Raw genomic sequence first — 19253 nt, 5'->3', positions numbered from 1 at the left:
CTCCTCCATGTAGGGCCTGGGGGGCCTGTCGTGTTCATGCGTTATCTTTCATTTAGTCGGCTTACAGTTCTTCTTCGTCGCCTGACCCAAAGTGGCCAGATGGCCCTAACCATTCTTGCCTTTTTGATTGGTGGCGGTGCCGGTGGGGCAGTTGTGCTTTTTCGGGAAGCCATTGGCCTTGTCCAGAACGTAGCCTTCGGTACCGACAGCGAGCGATTGTTTCAGCATCTTGATAATTTACCCTCGTGGCAGATTGTGGCGGTGCCGGCGTTTGGTGGTCTCATCATTGGCTTGCTTGTCAAATACCTGATGCCCGAAAAACGTCCTGAGGGCGTTGCTGACGTTATCGAGGCGGGGGCGCTGCGCGGTGGACGAATGTCTTTGCTGACCGGCATCAAGGCGGCGCTGGTCAATGCGGTTTCTATCGGTTTTGGCGCATCCGTCGGACGGGAAGGTCCGGCAGTTCATATCGGCGCTGCGTTCGGTGGCTGGTTGGCCTCTTCCCTGCATCTTACCCGCTCGGTTTCGCGCACTCTATTGGGTTGCGGGGCGGCGGCAGCGGTTGCGGCTTCCTTTAATGCGCCCATTGCCGGGGCCCTGTTTGCATCCGAGGTGGTGATTGGCCATTACGCCTTGAGCGCGTTTGCGCCCATCGTTATTGCAAGCGTCACCGGGACGGCTATCTCGCGCTACTATTTTGGCGATTTCCCGGCCTTTGTTATTCCTGAACACATCATCGAGTCGTTTTGGGAATTTCCTGCCTTCATCGTTCTTGGCATCATTGCCGGATTGACGGCGATGGCGTTTATGAAAAGCATCATGCTCAGCAATTCTCTGGCCGGGCGGGTGCCGGTCCCGGATATTCTGAAACCGGCAATTGGTGGTGCGCTGATCGGTATAATCGCGATTTGGTTTCCACAGGTCCTGGGTGTCGGTTACGGTGCGACCGAGGCCGCCGTCATGGAATCCTTCCCGCTGATGTTGCTGGTTTCGGTATGCATCGCCAAAATACTGGCGACGTCCATCAGCATCGGTTTCGGTTTTGGCGGTGGCGTGTTCTCACCGGCACTGGTGATTGGGGCCATGCTGGGCGGTGCTTACGGGATGATTTTCACTGGCTTGTTTCCTGATCTTTCCACCGGCATTGGCGCGTATACTATTCTCGGCATGGGGGCGATGGCGGCAGCCGTACTTGGGGCACCGATTTCCACCGCCCTGATTATCTTTGAAATGACAAGTGATTACGCCCTGACAATGGCCCTGATGGTCGCCGTCGTTATTGCTTCGATGATTACCCGGCAGTTTCATGGCGGATCGTTTTTTGCCTGGCAGCTTGAACGGCGTGGCCATGATCTTCGTGATGGTCTTGAAGTTGCCCTGCTGCGAAACCTTAAAGTGCGCTCCGTCCTGTCAAGCGCCGGGGAACTGGTTACCCTGGGGGTCGGCCTGCCCGACATCCGCTCGATGTTGCAGAATTCAGATGCTGGCGAGCTTTTTGTCATTGATGAAGACGGTGTCTTGTTTGGCACCATCACCTTGGCCGATATGAGCGAGTTCGCCTTCGACCCGGAACTCGATCAATTGATCACCGCAAGCGACGTGGCGCGCCGTCACCCACCGGTTCTGGCCGCTGGTGATGATCTGGAAACGGCCATGACGACAATGCGTGACAATGGCGAGGAATACATCGCCGTGGTTGAAAACCGGGACAATATGAAGTTCCTTGGTTGTGTCCGTGAAGGCCGGGTGATGAGCGCCTATAACCGGGCCCTTGTCGCACATCGCCGTGAAGAACGCGGGCACTAAGGGTTGCTTAGCCAGTCATAACGGTCGATGGATTTGACGTTGATTTTCTTGATGGTCAGGTCCGTCGAGGCCACCGGAAGGACGTCCAGTTGAACCGGGCTTCCGGCATTTCCCTGAATGCGCACCTTTCGGAAAAATTCAATCATCGTACCAATGCGCTTGCCACCGACGCCGATGATGATGTCACCCTGTTTAAGCCCCGCCTGTTCAGCAGGACCGCCTTCGCTCAGGCGGGTGATGTAAACCCGGCCGCGGGCCTCGTCCGTATTAAGTCCAAGCCACGGTGGCACCGGCGGTTTGCGGCGTCCGCTTGTCAGCAAATCGGCAAGGATTGGTTTCAGGCTGTCAATGGGAACGAACATGTTACCGATTACCGGGTGATCGCCGACAACAGCGTCATTGACCATCAGCGAGCCGATACCAACCAGTTCACCTTTTCGGTCGATTAACGCTGCCCCGCCAAATTCATGATGGGGAGGTATGGTGAAAATGGCCTTTTCCAGCAGGTATTCCCAGTATCCGGCAAACGAGCGGCGCGAAACCACCTGGGCTGCGACAATGGCGTCCGGGCCACCGAAACTGACGGCCAGAACCGGAGTCCCATCGCCTAAATTTTTTGAAGACCCTATCTTTAGGGCTGTCGCCCCCACCGGTTCGCGGGCGCGGATCAGGCCGAAGCCGGTGGTGTGGTCATAGGCGACGGGGTCGGCTTCAATCTGGTTTCCCTCAGGTCCGACAACAGCAATCTCATCGGCCTCCAAAATCAGATAACCGATGGTTAAAACCAGTCCGTCGTTATCTATTAAAACCCCGCTACCCTGGCGCTGGACGCCAAGACTATCTGCCGTGCGGGCGTCTTCGGGAATATTAGCGTACACACCAACAACGGCGGAAAGGGCAGAATCAAAGGGCGCAGTCGTCACTTCGGGGGCTGGCGGTGGCGTCGTCGAACAGGCGCTAACGGCCAGTGCGGCCCATAGCAGCAGGGCGCGCGTTTGATCAAGCAAGGTCTTCATTGTTTCCGGCATCTGCATCATCTCCGGATATGGAACTTTCATAGTATAACGCCGCTTTACCTTATCGTCCGCTCTATTGAGAAAAAATGCCAAAGGATTCGGGTTCTAATCAGATCACCGGCGCGTTATATATTTGTCATGTCTGATTCTTTTGATCTTGCCGCCGAACCACCTCCTGCACCGTCCGCTCCTGCCTATCTGGATGGTTTGAATGAGAGCCAGCGCGACGCTGTCGAGGCTGTTGAGGGGCCGGTTCTGGTATTGGCCGGTGCCGGTACGGGCAAGACCCGGGTTCTGACGACGCGGCTTTCCCATATTTTGGTGCAGGGTAAAGCCGCACCCTGGGAAGTGCTCGCCGTTACCTTTACCAACAAGGCGGCGCGCGAAATGCAGGATCGGGTCGGCGGGCTATTGGGGCGGGCCACAGAAGGCTGGTGGATCGGCACTTTTCACGCCTTGGGTGCGCGCATCCTGCGCCGTCATGCAGAGGCAGTCGGCCTTAAATCAAACTTCACCATTATTGATCAGGACGATCAGGTGCGGCTGCTCAAACAACTGGTGGAAGCTCACAATATTGATGAAAAACGCTGGCCGCCGCGGGTTATATCGAACCTTATTCAGCGCTGGAAAGATCGTGGCCTGATGCCGGACGCGGTGGGCGATACGGAAGGTTCGGACAGTGCCGATGGCAAGGCGGTGCTGATTTATAAAGAATATCAGGACCGCTTGACGACCCTTAACGCTGCTGATTTTGGTGATCTGCTGTTGTTATGTCTGGAGCTGTTTAAAGCCCAGCCATCGATCCTGCAGGAATATCAGCGCAAGTTCCGTTACCTTCTGGTTGATGAATATCAGGATACCAACGTTGCCCAGTACCTGTGGCTGCGTATGCTCGCCCAAACACATAAAAATATCTGTTGTGTCGGTGATGATGATCAGTCGATTTATTCGTGGCGCGGCGCCGAAGTCGGCAATATTTTACGTTTCGAGAAAGATTTTCCCGGTGCCAAGGTTGTTCGTCTTGAACGCAATTATCGCTCCACCCCGCATATCCTTGGGGCGGCCTCAGGTCTGATCTCTCACAACGAGGGACGTCTCGGTAAAACCTTGTGGACCGAATTAAATGAAGGCGAGAAGGTCGGAGTTCGCGGCGTCTGGGACGGGGTCGAGGAAGCCCGCATCGTCGGCGATGAAATCGAAGTCCAGCAAAACAGGGGCCACAAACTCAACGACATGGCGGTATTGGTGCGGGCCGGTTTTCAGACTCGCGAATTTGAAGAACGGCTGATCACGCTGGGTCTTCCTTACAGGATTATCGGTGGGGCCCGGTTTTACGAACGCCTGGAAATTCGCGACGCCATCGCTTATCTGCGGGTGATCTCCCAGCCCGACGATGACCTGGCTTTTGAGCGGATTGTCAATACGCCCAAACGGGGGCTTGGCGATACCACCATTCAAACCATAAACATCTACGCCCGGGCAGAGCGCATTCCGATGATTGTGGCCGTCCACAAGCTGCTCGAAACAGATGAGCTGCGGGCCAGGGCGCGTACCACCTTGCAGGAACTGCTCAATGATTTCAGCCGTTGGCGCACCCTCGCCGCAGAGGTCAATCATGTGGACCTGACCCGGCAGGTGCTGGACGAATCCGGCTACACCGTCATGTGGAAAATGAGCAAAGCCCCCGAAGCGCCGGGACGACTTGAGAACTTGAAAGAACTGCTCACCGCCATGGAGGATTTCGAGAATCTGCAAGGCTTTCTTGAACATGTGTCGCTGGTTATGGAAAACGAAGCGACGACAGCTGAAGATAAACTCACCCTAATGACCCTTCATGGTGCCAAAGGGCTTGAATTCGACACCGTCTTCCTGCCTGGATGGGAGGAGGGCCTGTTCCCCCATCAGCGGGCATTGGACGAAGGTGGTTCTTCGGCACTGGAGGAAGAACGTCGGCTTGCTTACGTCGGTCTAACCCGGGCCCGAAAACGCGCCATGATCAGTTTTGCTGCCAATCGGCGCATCTATGGCAACTGGCAATCGGCCATTCCGTCACGCTTTATCGATGAATTGCCACCCGATAACGTCGAGCAATCGGCTGATCAGGGACTGTATGGTACTGGGGGTGAGTCTGGTAATTTTCTGGATGTGCCCCGTCAGCGCAGTCGCCGCACCGGTTTTTCCGAGCAACCGGGGCGCTGGGCCGGCCCTAAAAGCAGTGGCGGTGGTGAGGATGCTGAATTTCTGGAACTCGGACAGCGGGTCTTTCACCAGAAGTTCGGCTACGGCAAAATACTGTCTATTGATAGCGACAAACTGGAAATTGCCTTCGAGAAAGCTGGAACAAAGAAGGTAATGGCGGGTTTTGTCGAGCAAACCTGACTTTTTAACTATTTGTTGAGAAACGGCCATTAGCCTGACTTCTTGAACGAAGGAGGGCCAGAATGGCTTTATTTTTATCCGTTGCGGCATTGTTGTTGGCGATTTCAGCTGTTGTGGTCAGTGCTGAGGCTTTGCGCCGAATTAATGGCCAGAACGAAGAATTTCTGAAATCTTACGTTAAGCAGATCCGTGTTGATCTGGATAACAAGGACGGACAACTGGCTTCCCTGAAACAGGAAGTTCAGGAACTAAGACGGGCCCGCCAAAGCAGCCAGGAAACCTTGCGTAAACTCGAAAAGGGCGCGAAGCAAAAACGCGAGAACGAACCTGTCGACAAATATGGCGATTTCATACCCAGTTCCGCTCCCCCGCGCACCCGAAGCGTCGCCTGATCGCCGGCTGATTTTTTTACCTGGGTGAAATAATGCCCATGTGAACCGCTTGCGCGACGGCCTGTTCGCGGGTTGTAGAGGCCAGTTTGCGCCGGGCATTAGAAATATGCAGGTTTACGGTGACCCGTTTGATCCCCATGCGATGGGCAATTTTGTCACTTCGAAAACCCCGCGCTAATAGCAACAGGGTTTCGCGTTCCCGAGGCGATATCCCCGCCTTTAACGCTCTTTCTCTCTGCTTTAAGGATATGATGCAGGTGTGGGCGTAGACAATACAGGCGGCGACGGCTTGCTGTGAATTCCTGTGTTCGTTTTTTCGGGAATGCGCCAGGGATGGATATTTCGGTGCTTCGGTGTTGCTCTCTGGCGGTTCAACAAGCATCCATAAATGGTTTGTGACGGGCAGGTTTTGCGGGCTTTCCTTGAACCCCTGATTATTACCCTCGCCGTGCACCGCAGTTCTTTTTCCTGAACTATCGACCATCCAGACCATATGCTTGTTTAGCTTGTCGGAAATACGAGAGAGAAATCTGGCGGTGAGCTGGCTGATCTCTTCCACATCTTTCGCCTGCTTTAGTGATGAGAAAAACCGGTTCATAATCTGCTTTCTTTCCACCAGCCTCTCTTTTTCTATTCATGACTAGAATGAGTCGTCGTGCAATACAACCTATGCAAATGTATAGGTTGCAGAGCTAATTTTTAACAGGTAGCGTTTCTATGTAGAAACTAAACCTATATTTGTAATTTAGCTTCTTTTGCCTATGGACCAAAGAATCATCGATTTGCTTTCTTTAGAAGCATGGGAAAAGGCCGTGGAAATATGGACTCAGACGCGAACTGAATCCGGGTTATGTGTTGATGTTTGCGTCTGGGGCGGGCCAACAAGCCCGATGAAATGTGCGCATTGCCTTGAGGGCCGCTTACGTACTTTGTCTCTGTCGCTCCACTTAAGGAATCATAAAGAAGATCTATATTTGGAACTTGCCCGCCAATTGAATGCGTGGAACGTGCGGCATTACGACTGAAGTCGGATAAAAGATGTTGCCCGATGGCGTAAGCGCCGAATTTTTGTTGACGCCGCAAGGCGCGCTCCCCCATACCTAGATCAGTTCACGTTAAGTTTGAACACGTTGTGTTCGAACGAAACGTGAAAAACTGATCGATTCTTTAAGGAGCGAGCCGATTCACACGCTTAAACGGAATCAAGTAATGATTCTGTTTAAGCGTGATCGGCTCTTGCCAGATGAACAATAAACCGGATGCTCTTTGGCGTATCGAAGTCGCCGCTACGGCGCTAAGCGTCAACGCTTTTGAAGAAGCCCTTGATCCGTTCTGTGAGTCGATTTCCTGGTTCGCCACCGACAGCGAAGGTGAATGGCGCATCGAAGGCTTCACAGAGCGCAAGCCCGAAGGGGCTGCCTTGGCTGTGGCCATGAGCGTCGTCGCTGGTGAATTTTCCATTCCCGTTCCCGAAGTGACGGTGATCCCGGTGGCTCCCCGCGACTGGGTTGCTGAAAGTTTGCGGATGTTCCCACCGACCAATGCGGGCCGGTTTTTTATCTATGGCACACATTACGATATGGATATTCCGCAAGCCCGTATTCCGATCTGTCTTAATCCCGGCCGGGCCTTTGGTTCGGGTGAACACGCCACGACCATGGGCTGCCTGCTGGCGCTCAGTGATCTTGTCGGGCGGCAAAACGTTATCAATCCACTGGATATGGGTTGTGGATCGGGCATTCTTTCCATCGCCATTGCCAAGGCCTGGCGGGTGCACGTCCATGGGATGGACCTGGAAACCAACGCCGTACTGGTGGCGCACGAAAACAGCCGCCGCAACGGTGTTGGGCCGCTGGTGCGGATTTCGCGCTCCAACGGGTATCACTCAGCCCTGGTCAAGCAAAACGGGCCTTACGATTTGATTGTCTCGAATATTCTCGCCAACCCTCTTTGTAAAATGGCCAAGGCCGTCGGTGCGAGGTCAAGAAGTCGTGCCATGGGTGGCGGCATAGTCATTTTGGGCGGCTTTCTGGAAATCGATGCCAATCGTGTTTACGCCGCCTACTATCGCCAAGGGTTTCGGCTGGTTAGGTCTTATCATATCAAGGGCTGGCGAACGCTTGTTCTAGGGCGTTGAAGATCGCTATTTGTTGAACGACTGGCCGCTTCCTGTTTTTGGCGTTGGGCGTTACAATGACAAAAGGCTGCATATCCTTTTTCAAAAAGGTGGCGCATACCCGATGACGGAATTCAAGCGCGATCAATATCAAATTCTTTTCGAGCATTCGGCTGATGCCATGCTGATTATTGATCATGAGAAATTCGTTGATTGCAATGATGCTGTCCTGAAAATGATGGGCTATGCGAACCGGGAAGAAATGCTTCAAACGCACCCCTCGCAGTTATCCCCGTCTCACCAGCCCGATGGTCAGAATTCCTTTGATAAAGCCAACGAAATGATTTCCATTGCCATGGCTTCGGGGAGTCACCGCTTTGTCTGGATACACACCCGCGCCAACGGCGAGGACTTCCCCGTCGAAGTATTGTTAACGGCGATACCATTTCAGGAACGCAAACTCATACATGTGGTGTGGCGCAATATATCCAAACGGCTACGTCTGGAAGAAGAACTTGCCAATCACCGTGACCAGCTTCAACAACTGGTCGATGAGCAAACCCGGGACCTTATTAAAACCCGCGACGCTGCCGAAGCGGCAAATCGGGTCAAATCGCTTTTCCTGGGTTCTATGAGCCATGAATTACGGACACCGCTTAACGCCATTATCGGTTTTAGCGACGCCATGAAAACGCAGATATTCGGGGCTATTGATAATCCCAAGTACGAGGAATATGTCGACCTTATTTACGGTTCGGGCAAACATCTGTTGCAGCTGATCGATGATATTCTTGATGTATCCGCAATTGAAGCTGGCGAGCTGTCAGTTGATGAAGTTGCGGTCGACATTGAGGATATCATTTCGGCCTGTCAGAGGCTTGTTGAACAAAGAGCTGCCGCTGCTGGCGTCTGCATTTACCTAAAAGTTCCAAATGCCATTCCGCCACTTTTTATTGATGAGCGACGGATCAAGCAAATCATCCTCAACTTGCTGACAAATTCCATCAAGTTCACCCCGGAAGGTGGCTCTATCACCATCGAAAGTGGTCTGAATGACAAGGGCGATCTGCTTGTATCTGTTGCCGATACGGGCATCGGTATGACCGATGAAGATATTTCCATCGCCTTGACACAATTTGGTCAGGTCGATCAGAGCTTGATCAGAAATAACGAAGGCACCGGCCTTGGCTTGCCCATAACCAAATCCCTGGTTGAAATGCATGATGGCAGTATGGAAATTTCAAGCACGCCCGGCGAAGGGACAAAGGTGAGGCTAACCTTCCCCTCAACGCGTCTGCGTCAATAAAAATGAGATTTTGGTGGGCACGCGCCAAGCCGCTTTTGCGGCTTGCTTTCATATGATTCAGTCGTGCTTATCCACAAAAAAAGCCCAGACTTTAGGTCTGGGTTCTTTGGTGGGCACGACTGGGATTGAACCAGTGACCCCTCGCGTGTGAAGCGAGTGCTCTCCCGCTGAGCTACGCGCCCTTAGATATTCCCAAGGAAGCCGAGATATAGGGTCGCCGGGCGCTGATTGTCAAGCGCAAGCAAAGTCGTTGATGGTGTGGGCCAGGTCGTCGAAATGATCGATAATCAGATCACCGCCCAAATTTTCCGCGGCTCCTTTTGTGTAGCCGAAGCGACAAACAATAACCGGGATGCCAGCACCTTTGGCGGCGTTTACGTCATTTGCGTTGTCGCCGATCATGATCGCCTGGTCAGGTGTCAGGCCCAATTTATCGAGCGCCGCCAGCAAATGGCGTGGATCGGGTTTTTTGATGCCGGGCAGGGTATCGCCACCGATGATCACGTCAAAGAATTCCGAAAGGCCCAGGGGGGCAAGAATTTCCAGGGTCGCCACATAAGGCTTGTTGGTGCAAACGGCGAGGGCGTAGCCGTCTCCCTTTAATGCCCTCAGGCAGTCGATGGTGCCGGGAAAGGCTGTGGTCAAATCAGCGCAGTGGGGTTCGTAAAACTCAAGGTAACGCTTCGCAAGGGCCTCAAGGCCGCCAGCAGGTACCGGTTCACCCGTCGCCTCAAAAGCACGCTCAACCAGTTTAGGAACCCCGTCGCCGATCATATTGGTCAATTCCGAAAGGCTGACCGGACGGCGATTTTCTTCCGCCAGCAGCTTATTGGCGGCGCTGTGCAGATCCGGGGCACTGTCAATCAGGGTTCCATCCAGATCAAACAGGACAGCTTTCAGGGGGCTCTTCTTATTCATTGCAAAACTCCGTAACAATCTTTGACTTGGCGGGATTCCCGCCATGTGGCAAGTTCCCCACCAAGGAAACGCTTTTTAGGGCAAATCTATTCCGATGACCACTTCAAAAATCGCCGTTATCGTGCTGGCCGCAGGACTTGGCACCCGTATGAAGTCAAAACTGCCTAAGGTCATGCACCCTTTGGCGGGGCGACCGATGATCAGCCACCTGATGGAAACTGTCGAGGGACTCGATCCTGAAAATGTCTGTGTCGTCGTTGGCGATTTCATGGATTCGGTGTCAGAGGCTGTTTCACCATTCCCGACAGCGGTCCAGTCCGAACGCTTGGGCACGGCGCACGCGGTTTTGGCGGCGCGCGAAACAATCGGTGATTTTGATGGTGACGTGCTGGTGATCTTCGGGGCCGACCCCTTGATCACCTTATCGACACTGGAGCATCTTCTTGATGTGCGCGCTCAGGACGCGGCTGTTGCGGTGCTCGGCTTCAGGCCCGATGATCCGGGTCTCTATGGCCGCTTGATTGTTGGTGAAGATGGAAACCTTGAGGCTATTGTCGAAGCCAAGGACGCCACCGACGCGCAACTTGAAATTGATCTTTGCAATTCCGGGGTCATGTCCATAGACGGCACGGTGTTGTGGAGCCTGCTTGAGCGTGTTGGCAACGACAACGCCAAGGGTGAATATTACCTGACCGACATTATTGGCCTTGCCCGCGCCGACGGACTGACATGCGTCGTGTGGGAAGGCGACCCGGATGAGTTGATCGGCATCGACAGTCGTGCCGATCTGGCCGAAGCCGAAGCTATTTTGCAGGATCGCCTGCGTTTTGAAGCAATGTCGGATGGCGTCACCATGACCGATCCGACAACCGTATTTCTAAGCTACGATACAGTCATTGGCTCTGATGTTTCGATCGGCCCGAATGTGTTTTTCGGGCCGGGTGTCAGCGTTGGCGAGGGTGCGACGATCAATGCTTTTAGTCACCTTGAAGGGGCAACCGTTAACCCCAAGGCCAGCGTTGGTCCGTTCGCCAGGTTGCGCCCGGGGACCAACCTTGGCGAAGGCGCTAAGGTTGGCAATTTTGTTGAAATAAAAAATGCGGTAATAGAACCCGCGGCCAAGATCTCGCACCTGTCCTATATCGGTGATGCGGAAGTCGGCGCCGGAGCCAACATCGGCGCCGGCACCATCACCTGCAATTACGATGGTTTTTTCAAGTCGAAAACCGTTATTGGCAAGGGCGCGTTTATTGGTTCCAACACCGCCCTGGTGGCGCCTGTGACGATTGGCGAGGGTGCGGTGGTCGGGGCCGGATCAACGCTCAGCAAGGACGTTGACGCGGACGCACTTGGCGTTACCCGTGCCAACTATCGGCAAGTCGATGGCTGGGCCAAAGCCAACCGCGAGCGCAAAAGCGCCGAAAAAGCAAAGAAGAAAAAATAATGTGCGGCATTATCGGCATTATCGGAAAAGGCGAGGCGGCTCCGTTGTTGCTCGATGGCCTAAAACGACTGGAATACCGGGGCTATGATTCGGCTGGCATTGCGACCCTGAATGAGAACGGAATTGAACGCCGTCGCGCTGAAGGCAAGCTGGTCAATCTTGCGGGACGTTTGCAGGATGAACCCTTGAGTGGTTGCACCGGCATCGGCCATACCCGTTGGGCGACCCACGGGATTCCGAATGAAGAAAACGCCCATCCCCATGCCACCGACAAAGTGGTGATTGTCCACAACGGCATCATTGAAAACTTTCAGGAGCTTAAAGACGAAGTGATGGCTGCGGGTGCGGTGTTGGCGTCGGAAACCGATACGGAAGTCGTCGCCCACCTGATCACGGCCTATCTTGATAGGGGCGACAGCCCCAGGGAAGCCACGGCAAAATCATTGAAGCGGCTGCGCGGGGCGTTCTCGTTGGGCATCCTGTTTGCGGGCGAAGAAGATTTGATGATCGCGGCACGTCGTGGCTCACCGCTGGCCATCGGTTTTGGCGAGGGTGAAATGTTCTTGGGCAGTGACGCCCTGGCGCTGGCCCACCTGACCAAAAAAATCATGTATCTGGAAGATGGTGACTGGGCGATCATAACCGGCCAGGGGGCGACAGTTTTTGATGAAGACGATCAGGAAATTGAACGTCTTGTGCGACTAACAGAACTGTCCGGTGCGACCGTCGGCAAGGGCGGCTACCGCCACTTCATGCTCAAGGAAATCTACGAGCAACCGCAGGTCATTGGCGATACGCTGCATTCTTATGTCAATCCGGCCAGTCGGGAAGTGTCGCTTGGCGACATCGATATTGATCTTGCCAGTCTTAGCAAGGTGACGATCATCGCCTGCGGAACGTCGTCATACGCCGCCATGGTCGCCAAGTACTGGATTGAAAGTCTGGTCCGCATGCCGGTCGAGGTCGATGTTGCCTCAGAATTTCGTTACCGCGCTGCTGCCATGCCCGAAAACGGCCTGGCGTTGTTCATTTCCCAGTCGGGCGAGACCATGGACACCCTGGCGGCATTGCGTTACGCGCGCAGCCAGAACCAGAAAATTCTCTCTATCGTTAATGTTCCCGAAAGCACCATCGCCCGGGAATCAGACGCCGTTTTGCAAACCTACGCCGGGCCTGAAGTGGGCGTCGCCTCGACCAAGGCGTTCACCACCCAGCTTACGGTTCTGGCCTGCCTGACCATCGCCCTTGGCCGCGCCAGGGGAACCATGGATCATAACAGCGCTGCCAACTTGACCGGGGCTTTGGCGGAGGTCCCGGCCCGGGCGGCGGAAGTGCTCAATCATGACGAGGCCCTGCGCGAACTGGCCCAGGAAGTCGCCGAGGCCCGCGACGTTCTTTACCTTGGCCGCGGCGTCAGTTATCCGATTGCTCTGGAAGGCGCCTTAAAGCTGAAAGAGATTTCCTATATCCACGCCGAAGGTTACGCCGCCGGAGAAATGAAGCATGGCCCTATTGCCCTGATTGACGACAACGTCCCGGTCATCGTCATCGCTCCTAAAGACAACCTGTTTGAAAAAACCGCCTCAAACATGCAGGAAGTGATTGCCCGGGGCGGGCGGGTTATCTTCATGAGCGACACCGAAGGGGTCAAGGACTTGGGTAAATTGGCGGCCGCGACAGTCGCATTGCCTGTTGTTGAGGATTTCGTAACACCTATCCTGTACGCTATTCCCGTACAGTTGTTGGCCTACCATACCGCCGTTATCAAAGGTACGGATGTGGACCAGCCCCGAAACCTGGCAAAGAGCGTGACTGTTGAGTGAAACGTTATATTCGGATCACGACTACAAAAAAGATGCGAAATTGTTGCTGCACGATGTGCGGCAAGGGTTCTGCGAGCCCTGTACGGACGAGCGGAAGGCTCTTCATACAATCGATCTGAAATATCCCTTAAAGTGTGATTGTCGTTGCGAGAAGGTCGAACACCTTCTCAGGATCGCCCGAAGAATCTTCGACGATAAAGCCTAGAGCAACCTGCGTTTAATTAAACGCAGATTAGTTGCTCGATATATTTAGAAAACGATCAAAATTATCTGCATTAAAGTAGCTTCACTTTAATGCAGTTTGATCTAGTTCACCTTCATCCGTTCGGACATTTGGGCGTGGCGTTTGCGGATGTTTTCGGGCCAGCGGCTTTTGATGTATGCCAGCGAGGCCCATATCTCTTCATCGTTTAAAATATCGCCGAATTCGGGCATGGCGCTGATGAATCCTTCGGGGGCGTTTTTCTGACCACCGAATTTGGTAATCTCGAACAGCAGTTGATCCGGGTGGTGCCAGGTATGGCCGCTGGCGTCATGGGGTGGGGCGGGTAACATGCCGTCTTCTGTTTTGGTCCGCCAGTCGGGCTGGCCTTGCAGGTTGTTGCCGTGACAGGTTCCGCACACCTCGTCGTAAATTACCGCTCCGCGTGTAACCAGTTCCTTGTTGCCCGGATCAGCCCAGTCGATTGCCTGTGTTTCCTCGCTGACACCCAAGACATTGACGTAAGCGCTGCCGATGACGCCGACAACGACGATGATAACCCCGATTATGATGATATTTGTTTTTCCGGCCATGATCATGAAAATCCTTGAGTGAATGTGAATTCTCAGGCTTCCAGCAACGGTAAGGTCAAGGGCGTAAAGTTATTCCGGTGGCTTCCAGCCGCTGCTGTCTTTACAGCGGGTGCAGCGGATCAGGGTGAATATCTGATTCCAGTTGGCGTCCTTGGCCAGATAATCAAGCAGGCAACGCAAAGCCTTATCTTTACTGGGAAGGCCGTATTGGGTCGCCGCGTATTCCAGCATTTTTTCAGCGTCAGGCTGAATTTCAAAGGTTACCGAGATTTTGTCTCCGGCCATGGTTTGTCCTCCCCGGGTGGTTAATGGATTACTCTCACATCATCATATGGGGTGTCTGGGTTGGCAATCCAGCAATTCCGACTGGCGGAAAGGTGGTTCACTCACCATATTCCACTGACTATACTCCGGCTCTTCAAAAACAAGCGAGATCATCCATGCAACTCAATGATTCCAGTCTGTTCAGGCAACAATGTTACTTAGGCGGCCAATGGGCCGATGCCGATGACGGGGCGACCTTTGATGTCCTGAACCCCGCCGATGGCTCCGTGCTGGGGGCGGTTCCCAAAATGGGGGCCAGCGAAACAGCCCGCGCCATTGACGCCGCCCAGGCTGCGATGCCGGCATGGGCAGGCAAAACGGCCAAGGAAAGATCAGCCATTTTGCGTCGCTGGTACGAATTGATCCTTGAGAACCAGTCCGATCTGGCGATGATCATGACGGCGGAAATGGGCAAACCCCTGGCTGAGGCGATGGCTGAAATTGTCTACGGAGCGTCCTTCGTTGAATGGTTCGCCGAAGAAGCCAAGCGCGTTTACGGGGACACCATCCCGGCCCCGTCAAACGACCGGCGCATCGTCGTTATCAAGCAACCGATCGGGGTTGTCGCCTCGATCACGCCGTGGAATTTTCCGACTGCGATGATTACCCGAAAATGCGCTCCCGCCCTGGCGGCAGGCTGTCCGGTTGTCATCAAACCTGCCGAGGACACGCCGTATTCAGCCTTTGCCCTGGCCGAATTGGCCGAACGGGCGGGTATCCCTGCCGGGATTATCAATATTATCAGCGGTGTTCCGGCCGATATTGGCGGCGAGTTGACGTCTAATCCTGTGGTCCGAAAACTGTCGTTCACAGGCTCGACACCGGTTGGCAAGTTGCTGATGAAACAGTGCGCCGATACGGTCAAGAAAGTCTCCATGGAACTTGGCGGTAACGCACCGTTTATCATTTTCGATGATGCCGATATCAACGCCGCCATCACCGGAGTGATGGCGTCGAAGTATCGCAACACCGGACAGACCTGTGTTTGCGCTAACCGTATTTTGGTTCAGGACAGTATCTATGATGAATTCGCCGAAAAGCTGGTCGCCGCTGTTGCCAAGCTGAGCGTTGGTCCGGGCCTGACATCTAATGCGACCCAGGGGCCGTTGATTAACGAGAAGGCTCTTGAGAAGGTCGAGGGCCTGGTTGCTGACGCTGTTGAGAAGGGAGCCAAAGTGGTTCTGGGCGGCAAGCGCAGCGATCTGGGCGCGACTTTCTATGAACCGACTGTTCTGACGGACATTGATCCCGGTATGCGCATGGCCAACGAGGAAATTTTTGGACCCGTAGCGCCCCTCTACCGTTTTAAAACGGAAGCCGAGGCGGTCGCCATGGCCAACGATACCCCCTTCGGGCTGGCGGCATATTTTTACAGCCGTGATATCGGTCGTGTCTGGCGTGTATCCGAAGCACTGGAGTACGGCATCGTCGGTGCCAACGAAGGGATCATTTCAAGCGAGGTCGCGCCCTTCGGCGGGGTCAAGGAATCCGGCATTGGCCGCGAAGGCTCAAAATATGGCATCGAGGAATATGTAGAGATCAAATATATGTGCCTGGGCGGCATGTAAGACAGGAGACTAAAATTGAATTTACCCCAATTCGATTACGATCTGATCACCATTGGCGCCGGTTCGGGTGGTGTGCGCGCGTCACGCCTGGCCGCGCAAACAGGTGCCCGGGTGGCGGTGGTGGAAGAAAGTCGGGTCGGCGGCACCTGTGTGCTTCGGGGCTGCGTGCCAAAGAAATTACTGGTTTATGCCGGGCACTTTGCCGACGACTTTGAAGATGCCGCCGGTTACGGCTGGAACGTTTCCGAACCTGGGTTCGACTGGCCTAGGCTGATTGCCGCCAAGGACAAGGAGCTTGATCGTTTAAACAACGTCTACTTGCGTATTCTGGGAGAGAACAAGGTTGACCTGATTGACGGGCGGGCTGTGATCACCGGTGAACATTCCATCGAGGTTGCGGGAAAAAGCTACAGTGCCAAAAATATTTTGGTCGCCGTTGGCGGCTGGCCATCAACACCGGAAGTTCCCGGTATTGAACACGTCATCAGTTCCAACGAGGCCCTGGACCTGAAACAACTTCCCAAACGTATTGTCATCGTCGGGGCCGGATATATTGCCGTCGAATTTGCCGGTATCTTTAATAGCCTGGGCGTAGATGTGACGCTGGTGTTGCGCGCCGATACGATCCTGCGTGGTTTCGATGATGATATCCGTATGTGTCTGGCCGACGAGATGGAAAAACGCGGTATTACCGTTAAGACCGAGTCCGTTATCCGCAGTATTGAGAAACAGGATGATTTGTATTCCCTAAGGCTCGCCGGTGGTGAAATCATCGAAACCGATTTGGTCATGTACGCCACCGGGCGTACCCCCAATACAGCGGGCCTCGGCCTGGAAGAGGTCGGCGTTGAATTGAACAAAAAAGGCGCCGTCGTCGTCGATGCCTTCTCGTCAACCGCTGTCGACAGCATTTGGGCTGTTGGTGATGTTACCGACCGGGCCAACCTGACTCCTGTCGCCATCGCCGAAGGGGTGGCATTCGTTGAGACGGTTTTCAAAGACAATCCGACCGCAGTCGATCACGGCAATATCCCGACCGCCGTGTTCTCCAGCCCGCCCATTGGCACGGTTGGTCTAACCGAGCAGCAAGCCCGCGAGCAATACGGCGACATCGATGTCTATGTGTCGCGTTTCCGGCCAATGAAGTACACCCTTTCGGGTCGTGATGAGCAAACCTTCATGAAACTGATCGTTGATGCTGGCAGCGATGTCGTCATCGGTTGCCACATGATGGGTCTGGACGCACCGGAAATCATTCAGGGACTGGGTATCGCCATTAAGTGCGGTGCGACCAAGGCGCAGTTTGACGCCACCGTCGGGATTCACCCCTCGGCGGCGGAAGAATTTGTCACCATGCGTGAAAAGCGCCCCGATCATGAGGGCCCATCTGCCTGATAAATGGAATTATTCCAATACAGGGAAAAAATAGGGTACGTTTAAGCGCAAAGAATAAAGATTTTTAGGCTGAAACCTTAATACGGGGAGGAAATAATGACAAAGTTCTCACGCCTTGGCTGCGCATTTTTTGCGGCGGTCTGGTTTGTTTTTCTGTTTGCTGCGCCTTCTTCGACACTGGCATCGGACGGAAAAATTCATGTCACCTGGCTTGGCCATGCCGCCTTTCAGGTAACGTCGCCGGGGGGAACGACGCTGCTGTTTGATCCCTTCATCAAGAACAACCCGAAGACACCTGAAAAATTCAAGGATTTGTCCAGGTACAAGCCTGATGCAATCCTGCTGACCCATTCCCACGGTGATCATGTTGGTGACGCAGAAGCCATCGCTGCGGCCTCCGGGGCCAAGGTTATCGGTGTGTTTGATCATTTGAAAAGCCTTAACTTGCCCGAAGGGGCGGCTATGGGAGGTAATCCCGGTGGCAAGTTCAAGGTTGGCGATGTGACCGTGAATCTGGTTCCGGCGATGCATTCCAGCAGCCCCGGCGGCAGACCCCTGGGTTATGTTGTCCAGTTCGCTGACGGGCGTTCGCTCTATGATACTGGCGATACATGGATTTTCGGTGACATGGCGCTGATTGATGAAATCTTCTCGCCCAACATCGTTCTGTTGCAGGCGGGTGGCGGGCCTTACAATCAGGATCCCGGGATTGCGGCTTTGGCAATCAAGAAATATTTCAAGGCTGATGTGGTGATACCCATGCACTACGGAACATGGCCGATCCTGTCCGCAGAGGCAGACGTTAAGGCTGAACTTGGCGGAACTGCCGGCATCAAGATCATGCAACCCGGCGACAGCGCTGATTTCTAAATCATAAGGGAGGGATAAATCATGAGCGGTATATATGAAAATATTCTGGGAACCGTCGGCAATACGCCGGTTGTTCGCATCGGAAAACTAGCCCCGGCGGGGATTAATCTTTTTGTTAAAATCGAGGCCTTTAATCCTATGGGTTCGGTGAAGGATCGCCTGGCATTGGGTGTTATCGAGGATGCCGAAAAATCGGGTGCCCTGAAACCCGGCCAGACGGTGATCGAGGCGACCAGCGGCAATACAGGCATCGGCCTGGCCATGGTCTGTGCCCAGAAGGGCTACCCGCTGGTTGTCACCATGGCGGAAAGTTTCAGTGTCGAGCGTCGCAAACTGATGCGTTTTCTGGGTGCTAAAGTGGTGCTGACACCAGCCCCCGCCAAAGGCACAGGCATGGTCGCCAAAGCACAGGAACTGGCCAAGGCCAACGACTGGTTCCTGACCAGCCAGTTTGAAAATGAATCCAATCCCGATATGCACACCCGAACCACGGCGCGGGAAATTATCAATGATTTTGAAGGTGAAAATCTTGATTACTGGGTCACGGGCTTTGGTACCGGCGGCACCCTAAAGGGGGTTGCACGGGTATTGGCAGAAGAAAGCCCGGCTACAAAAATCGTCGTCTGCGAGCCTGAGGACGCCGCGATGTTAACCAGTGGCACGGCCCAGGAAAGAAATGCCGATCACACACCGGCGGCAAGCCACCCGGCATTTAAACCCCACCCCATGCAGGGTTGGAGTCCGGATTTCATCCCCAAACTGACCGGCGATGCCGTCGATACGGGTGTCATTGATCGTGTGCTGACAATCGCCGGGGCCGATGCTATCCGTTGCAGCCAACAGCTGGCATTAGAAGAAGGCATCTTTGTCGGTATTAGTTCCGGCGCGACTTTGGCAGGTGCCCTGAAAGTTTGCGAGGACGCGGCCCCTGGCTCGAACATTCTGTGCATGTTACCAGATACGGGCGAGCGCTATTTAAGCACGCCGTTGTTTGGCGATGTCCCGGCTGATATGACCGAAGAAGAGCAGGACATTTCGCGTTCAACCCCGGGCTTCCATCTTGAAGGATAACTTGAGATATTTTCCCTTAGGGGCTATAGC

The 19253-nt window shown here is 54.2% G+C and carries 17 protein-coding genes and 1 tRNA gene; 12 read left to right on the top strand and 6 right to left on the bottom strand.

Annotated elements, in window-relative coordinates; genetic code table 11:
• Positions 1 to 36 precede the first annotated feature (36 nt).
• The gene (locus tag HOL66_00235) at positions 37 to 1806 is read left to right on the top strand and encodes a chloride channel protein (GenBank protein ID MBT5242650.1); all 1770 of its coding nucleotides are present in this window, start codon (positions 37 to 39) and stop codon (positions 1804 to 1806) included.
• Here HOL66_00235 and HOL66_00230 read toward each other — a convergent pair.
• Complete coding sequence (locus tag HOL66_00230; protein ID MBT5242649.1) at positions 1803 to 2834, bottom strand: serine protease; 1032 nt, start codon at positions 2832 to 2834, stop codon at positions 1803 to 1805. The genes HOL66_00235 and HOL66_00230 overlap by 4 nt on opposite strands.
• A gap of 126 nt (positions 2835 to 2960) precedes the next feature.
• Here HOL66_00230 and HOL66_00225 point away from each other — a divergent pair, with 126 nt between their 5' ends.
• Positions 2961 to 5201: a UvrD-helicase domain-containing protein gene (locus HOL66_00225; protein MBT5242648.1), complete on the top strand. Its 2241-nt coding sequence runs from the start codon at positions 2961 to 2963 to the stop codon at positions 5199 to 5201.
• A gap of 62 nt (positions 5202 to 5263) precedes the next feature.
• Entirely contained in the window at positions 5264 to 5593 is a 330-nt protein-coding gene (locus HOL66_00220; GenBank protein MBT5242647.1) for a hypothetical protein, read from the top strand.
• 16 nt (positions 5594 to 5609) lie between these two features.
• Here HOL66_00220 and HOL66_00215 read toward each other — a convergent pair whose 3' ends face one another.
• The gene (locus tag HOL66_00215; GenBank protein ID MBT5242646.1) at positions 5610 to 6191 is read right to left on the bottom strand and encodes a helix-turn-helix transcriptional regulator; all 582 of its coding nucleotides are present in this window, start codon (positions 6189 to 6191) and stop codon (positions 5610 to 5612) included.
• Between the two features lie 645 nt (positions 6192 to 6836).
• Between HOL66_00215 and HOL66_00210 the strand changes: the two genes are divergently transcribed.
• Together HOL66_00210 and HOL66_00205 are read left to right on the top strand one after the other, a co-directional pair.
• Entirely contained in the window at positions 6837 to 7730 is an 894-nt protein-coding gene (locus tag HOL66_00210; GenBank protein ID MBT5242645.1) for a 50S ribosomal protein L11 methyltransferase, read from the top strand.
• Positions 7731 to 7833: 103 nt separating this feature from the next.
• Positions 7834 to 9015: a PAS domain-containing protein gene (locus HOL66_00205; GenBank protein MBT5242644.1), complete on the top strand. Its 1182-nt coding sequence runs from the start codon at positions 7834 to 7836 to the stop codon at positions 9013 to 9015.
• A gap of 107 nt (positions 9016 to 9122) precedes the next feature.
• Here HOL66_00205 and HOL66_00200 read toward each other — a convergent pair.
• Positions 9123 to 9197 (bottom strand) — tRNA-Val (locus tag HOL66_00200).
• 49 nt (positions 9198 to 9246) lie between these two features.
• Positions 9247 to 9933 (bottom strand): phosphoglycolate phosphatase, encoded by a 687-nt coding sequence (gene gph / locus HOL66_00195; protein ID MBT5242643.1) that lies wholly within the window; start codon positions 9931 to 9933, stop codon positions 9247 to 9249.
• 94 nt (positions 9934 to 10027) lie between these two features.
• On the opposite strand from gph, the gene glmU reads away from it, so the two are divergent.
• The 3 genes from glmU to HOL66_00180 are packed head-to-tail and all read left to right on the top strand — an operon-like array spanning position 10028 to position 13405.
• Positions 10028 to 11377, top strand: coding sequence for a bifunctional UDP-N-acetylglucosamine diphosphorylase/glucosamine-1-phosphate N-acetyltransferase GlmU (glmU, locus tag HOL66_00190; protein ID MBT5242642.1), 1350 nt, complete (start codon positions 10028 to 10030; stop codon positions 11375 to 11377).
• Entirely contained in the window at positions 11377 to 13200 is a 1824-nt protein-coding gene (glmS, locus tag HOL66_00185) for a glutamine--fructose-6-phosphate transaminase (isomerizing) (protein ID MBT5242641.1), read from the top strand. The genes glmU and glmS overlap by 1 nt, the downstream gene beginning before the upstream one ends.
• Positions 13193 to 13405: a hypothetical protein gene (locus HOL66_00180; GenBank protein ID MBT5242640.1), complete on the top strand. Its 213-nt coding sequence runs from the start codon at positions 13193 to 13195 to the stop codon at positions 13403 to 13405. The genes glmS and HOL66_00180 overlap by 8 nt, the downstream gene beginning before the upstream one ends.
• Positions 13406 to 13506: 101 nt before the next feature.
• Here HOL66_00180 and HOL66_00175 read toward each other — a convergent pair whose 3' ends face one another.
• Both HOL66_00175 and HOL66_00170 read right to left on the bottom strand, forming a co-directional pair.
• Entirely contained in the window at positions 13507 to 14001 is a 495-nt protein-coding gene (locus tag HOL66_00175) for a c-type cytochrome (GenBank protein MBT5242639.1), read from the bottom strand.
• Between the two features lie 63 nt (positions 14002 to 14064).
• On the bottom strand, positions 14065 to 14280 hold the full coding sequence (locus HOL66_00170) for a hypothetical protein (GenBank protein ID MBT5242638.1): 216 nt from the start codon (positions 14278 to 14280) through the stop codon (positions 14065 to 14067).
• A gap of 155 nt (positions 14281 to 14435) precedes the next feature.
• On the opposite strand from HOL66_00170, the gene HOL66_00165 reads away from it, so the two are divergent.
• The 4 genes from HOL66_00165 to cysK all read left to right on the top strand — a co-directional run bounded on the left by HOL66_00165 (position 14436) and on the right by cysK (position 19223).
• Complete coding sequence (locus HOL66_00165) at positions 14436 to 15887, top strand: NAD-dependent succinate-semialdehyde dehydrogenase (protein ID MBT5242637.1); 1452 nt, start codon at positions 14436 to 14438, stop codon at positions 15885 to 15887.
• A gap of 15 nt (positions 15888 to 15902) precedes the next feature.
• Complete coding sequence (gor, locus tag HOL66_00160) at positions 15903 to 17282, top strand: glutathione-disulfide reductase (protein MBT5242636.1); 1380 nt, start codon at positions 15903 to 15905, stop codon at positions 17280 to 17282.
• Between the two features lie 96 nt (positions 17283 to 17378).
• Positions 17379 to 18152: a metal-dependent hydrolase gene (locus HOL66_00155; GenBank protein ID MBT5242635.1), complete on the top strand. Its 774-nt coding sequence runs from the start codon at positions 17379 to 17381 to the stop codon at positions 18150 to 18152.
• Between the two features lie 21 nt (positions 18153 to 18173).
• Positions 18174 to 19223: a cysteine synthase A gene (gene cysK / locus HOL66_00150; GenBank protein MBT5242634.1), complete on the top strand. Its 1050-nt coding sequence runs from the start codon at positions 18174 to 18176 to the stop codon at positions 19221 to 19223.
• The last annotated feature ends 30 nt before the right edge of the window (positions 19224 to 19253 follow it).

The organism is Rhodospirillaceae bacterium (assembly GCA_018662005.1).
Lineage (GTDB): Bacteria > Pseudomonadota > Alphaproteobacteria > Rhodospirillales > JABHCV01 > JACNJU01.
This window is presented reverse-complemented; position numbering and strand designations above follow the sequence as displayed.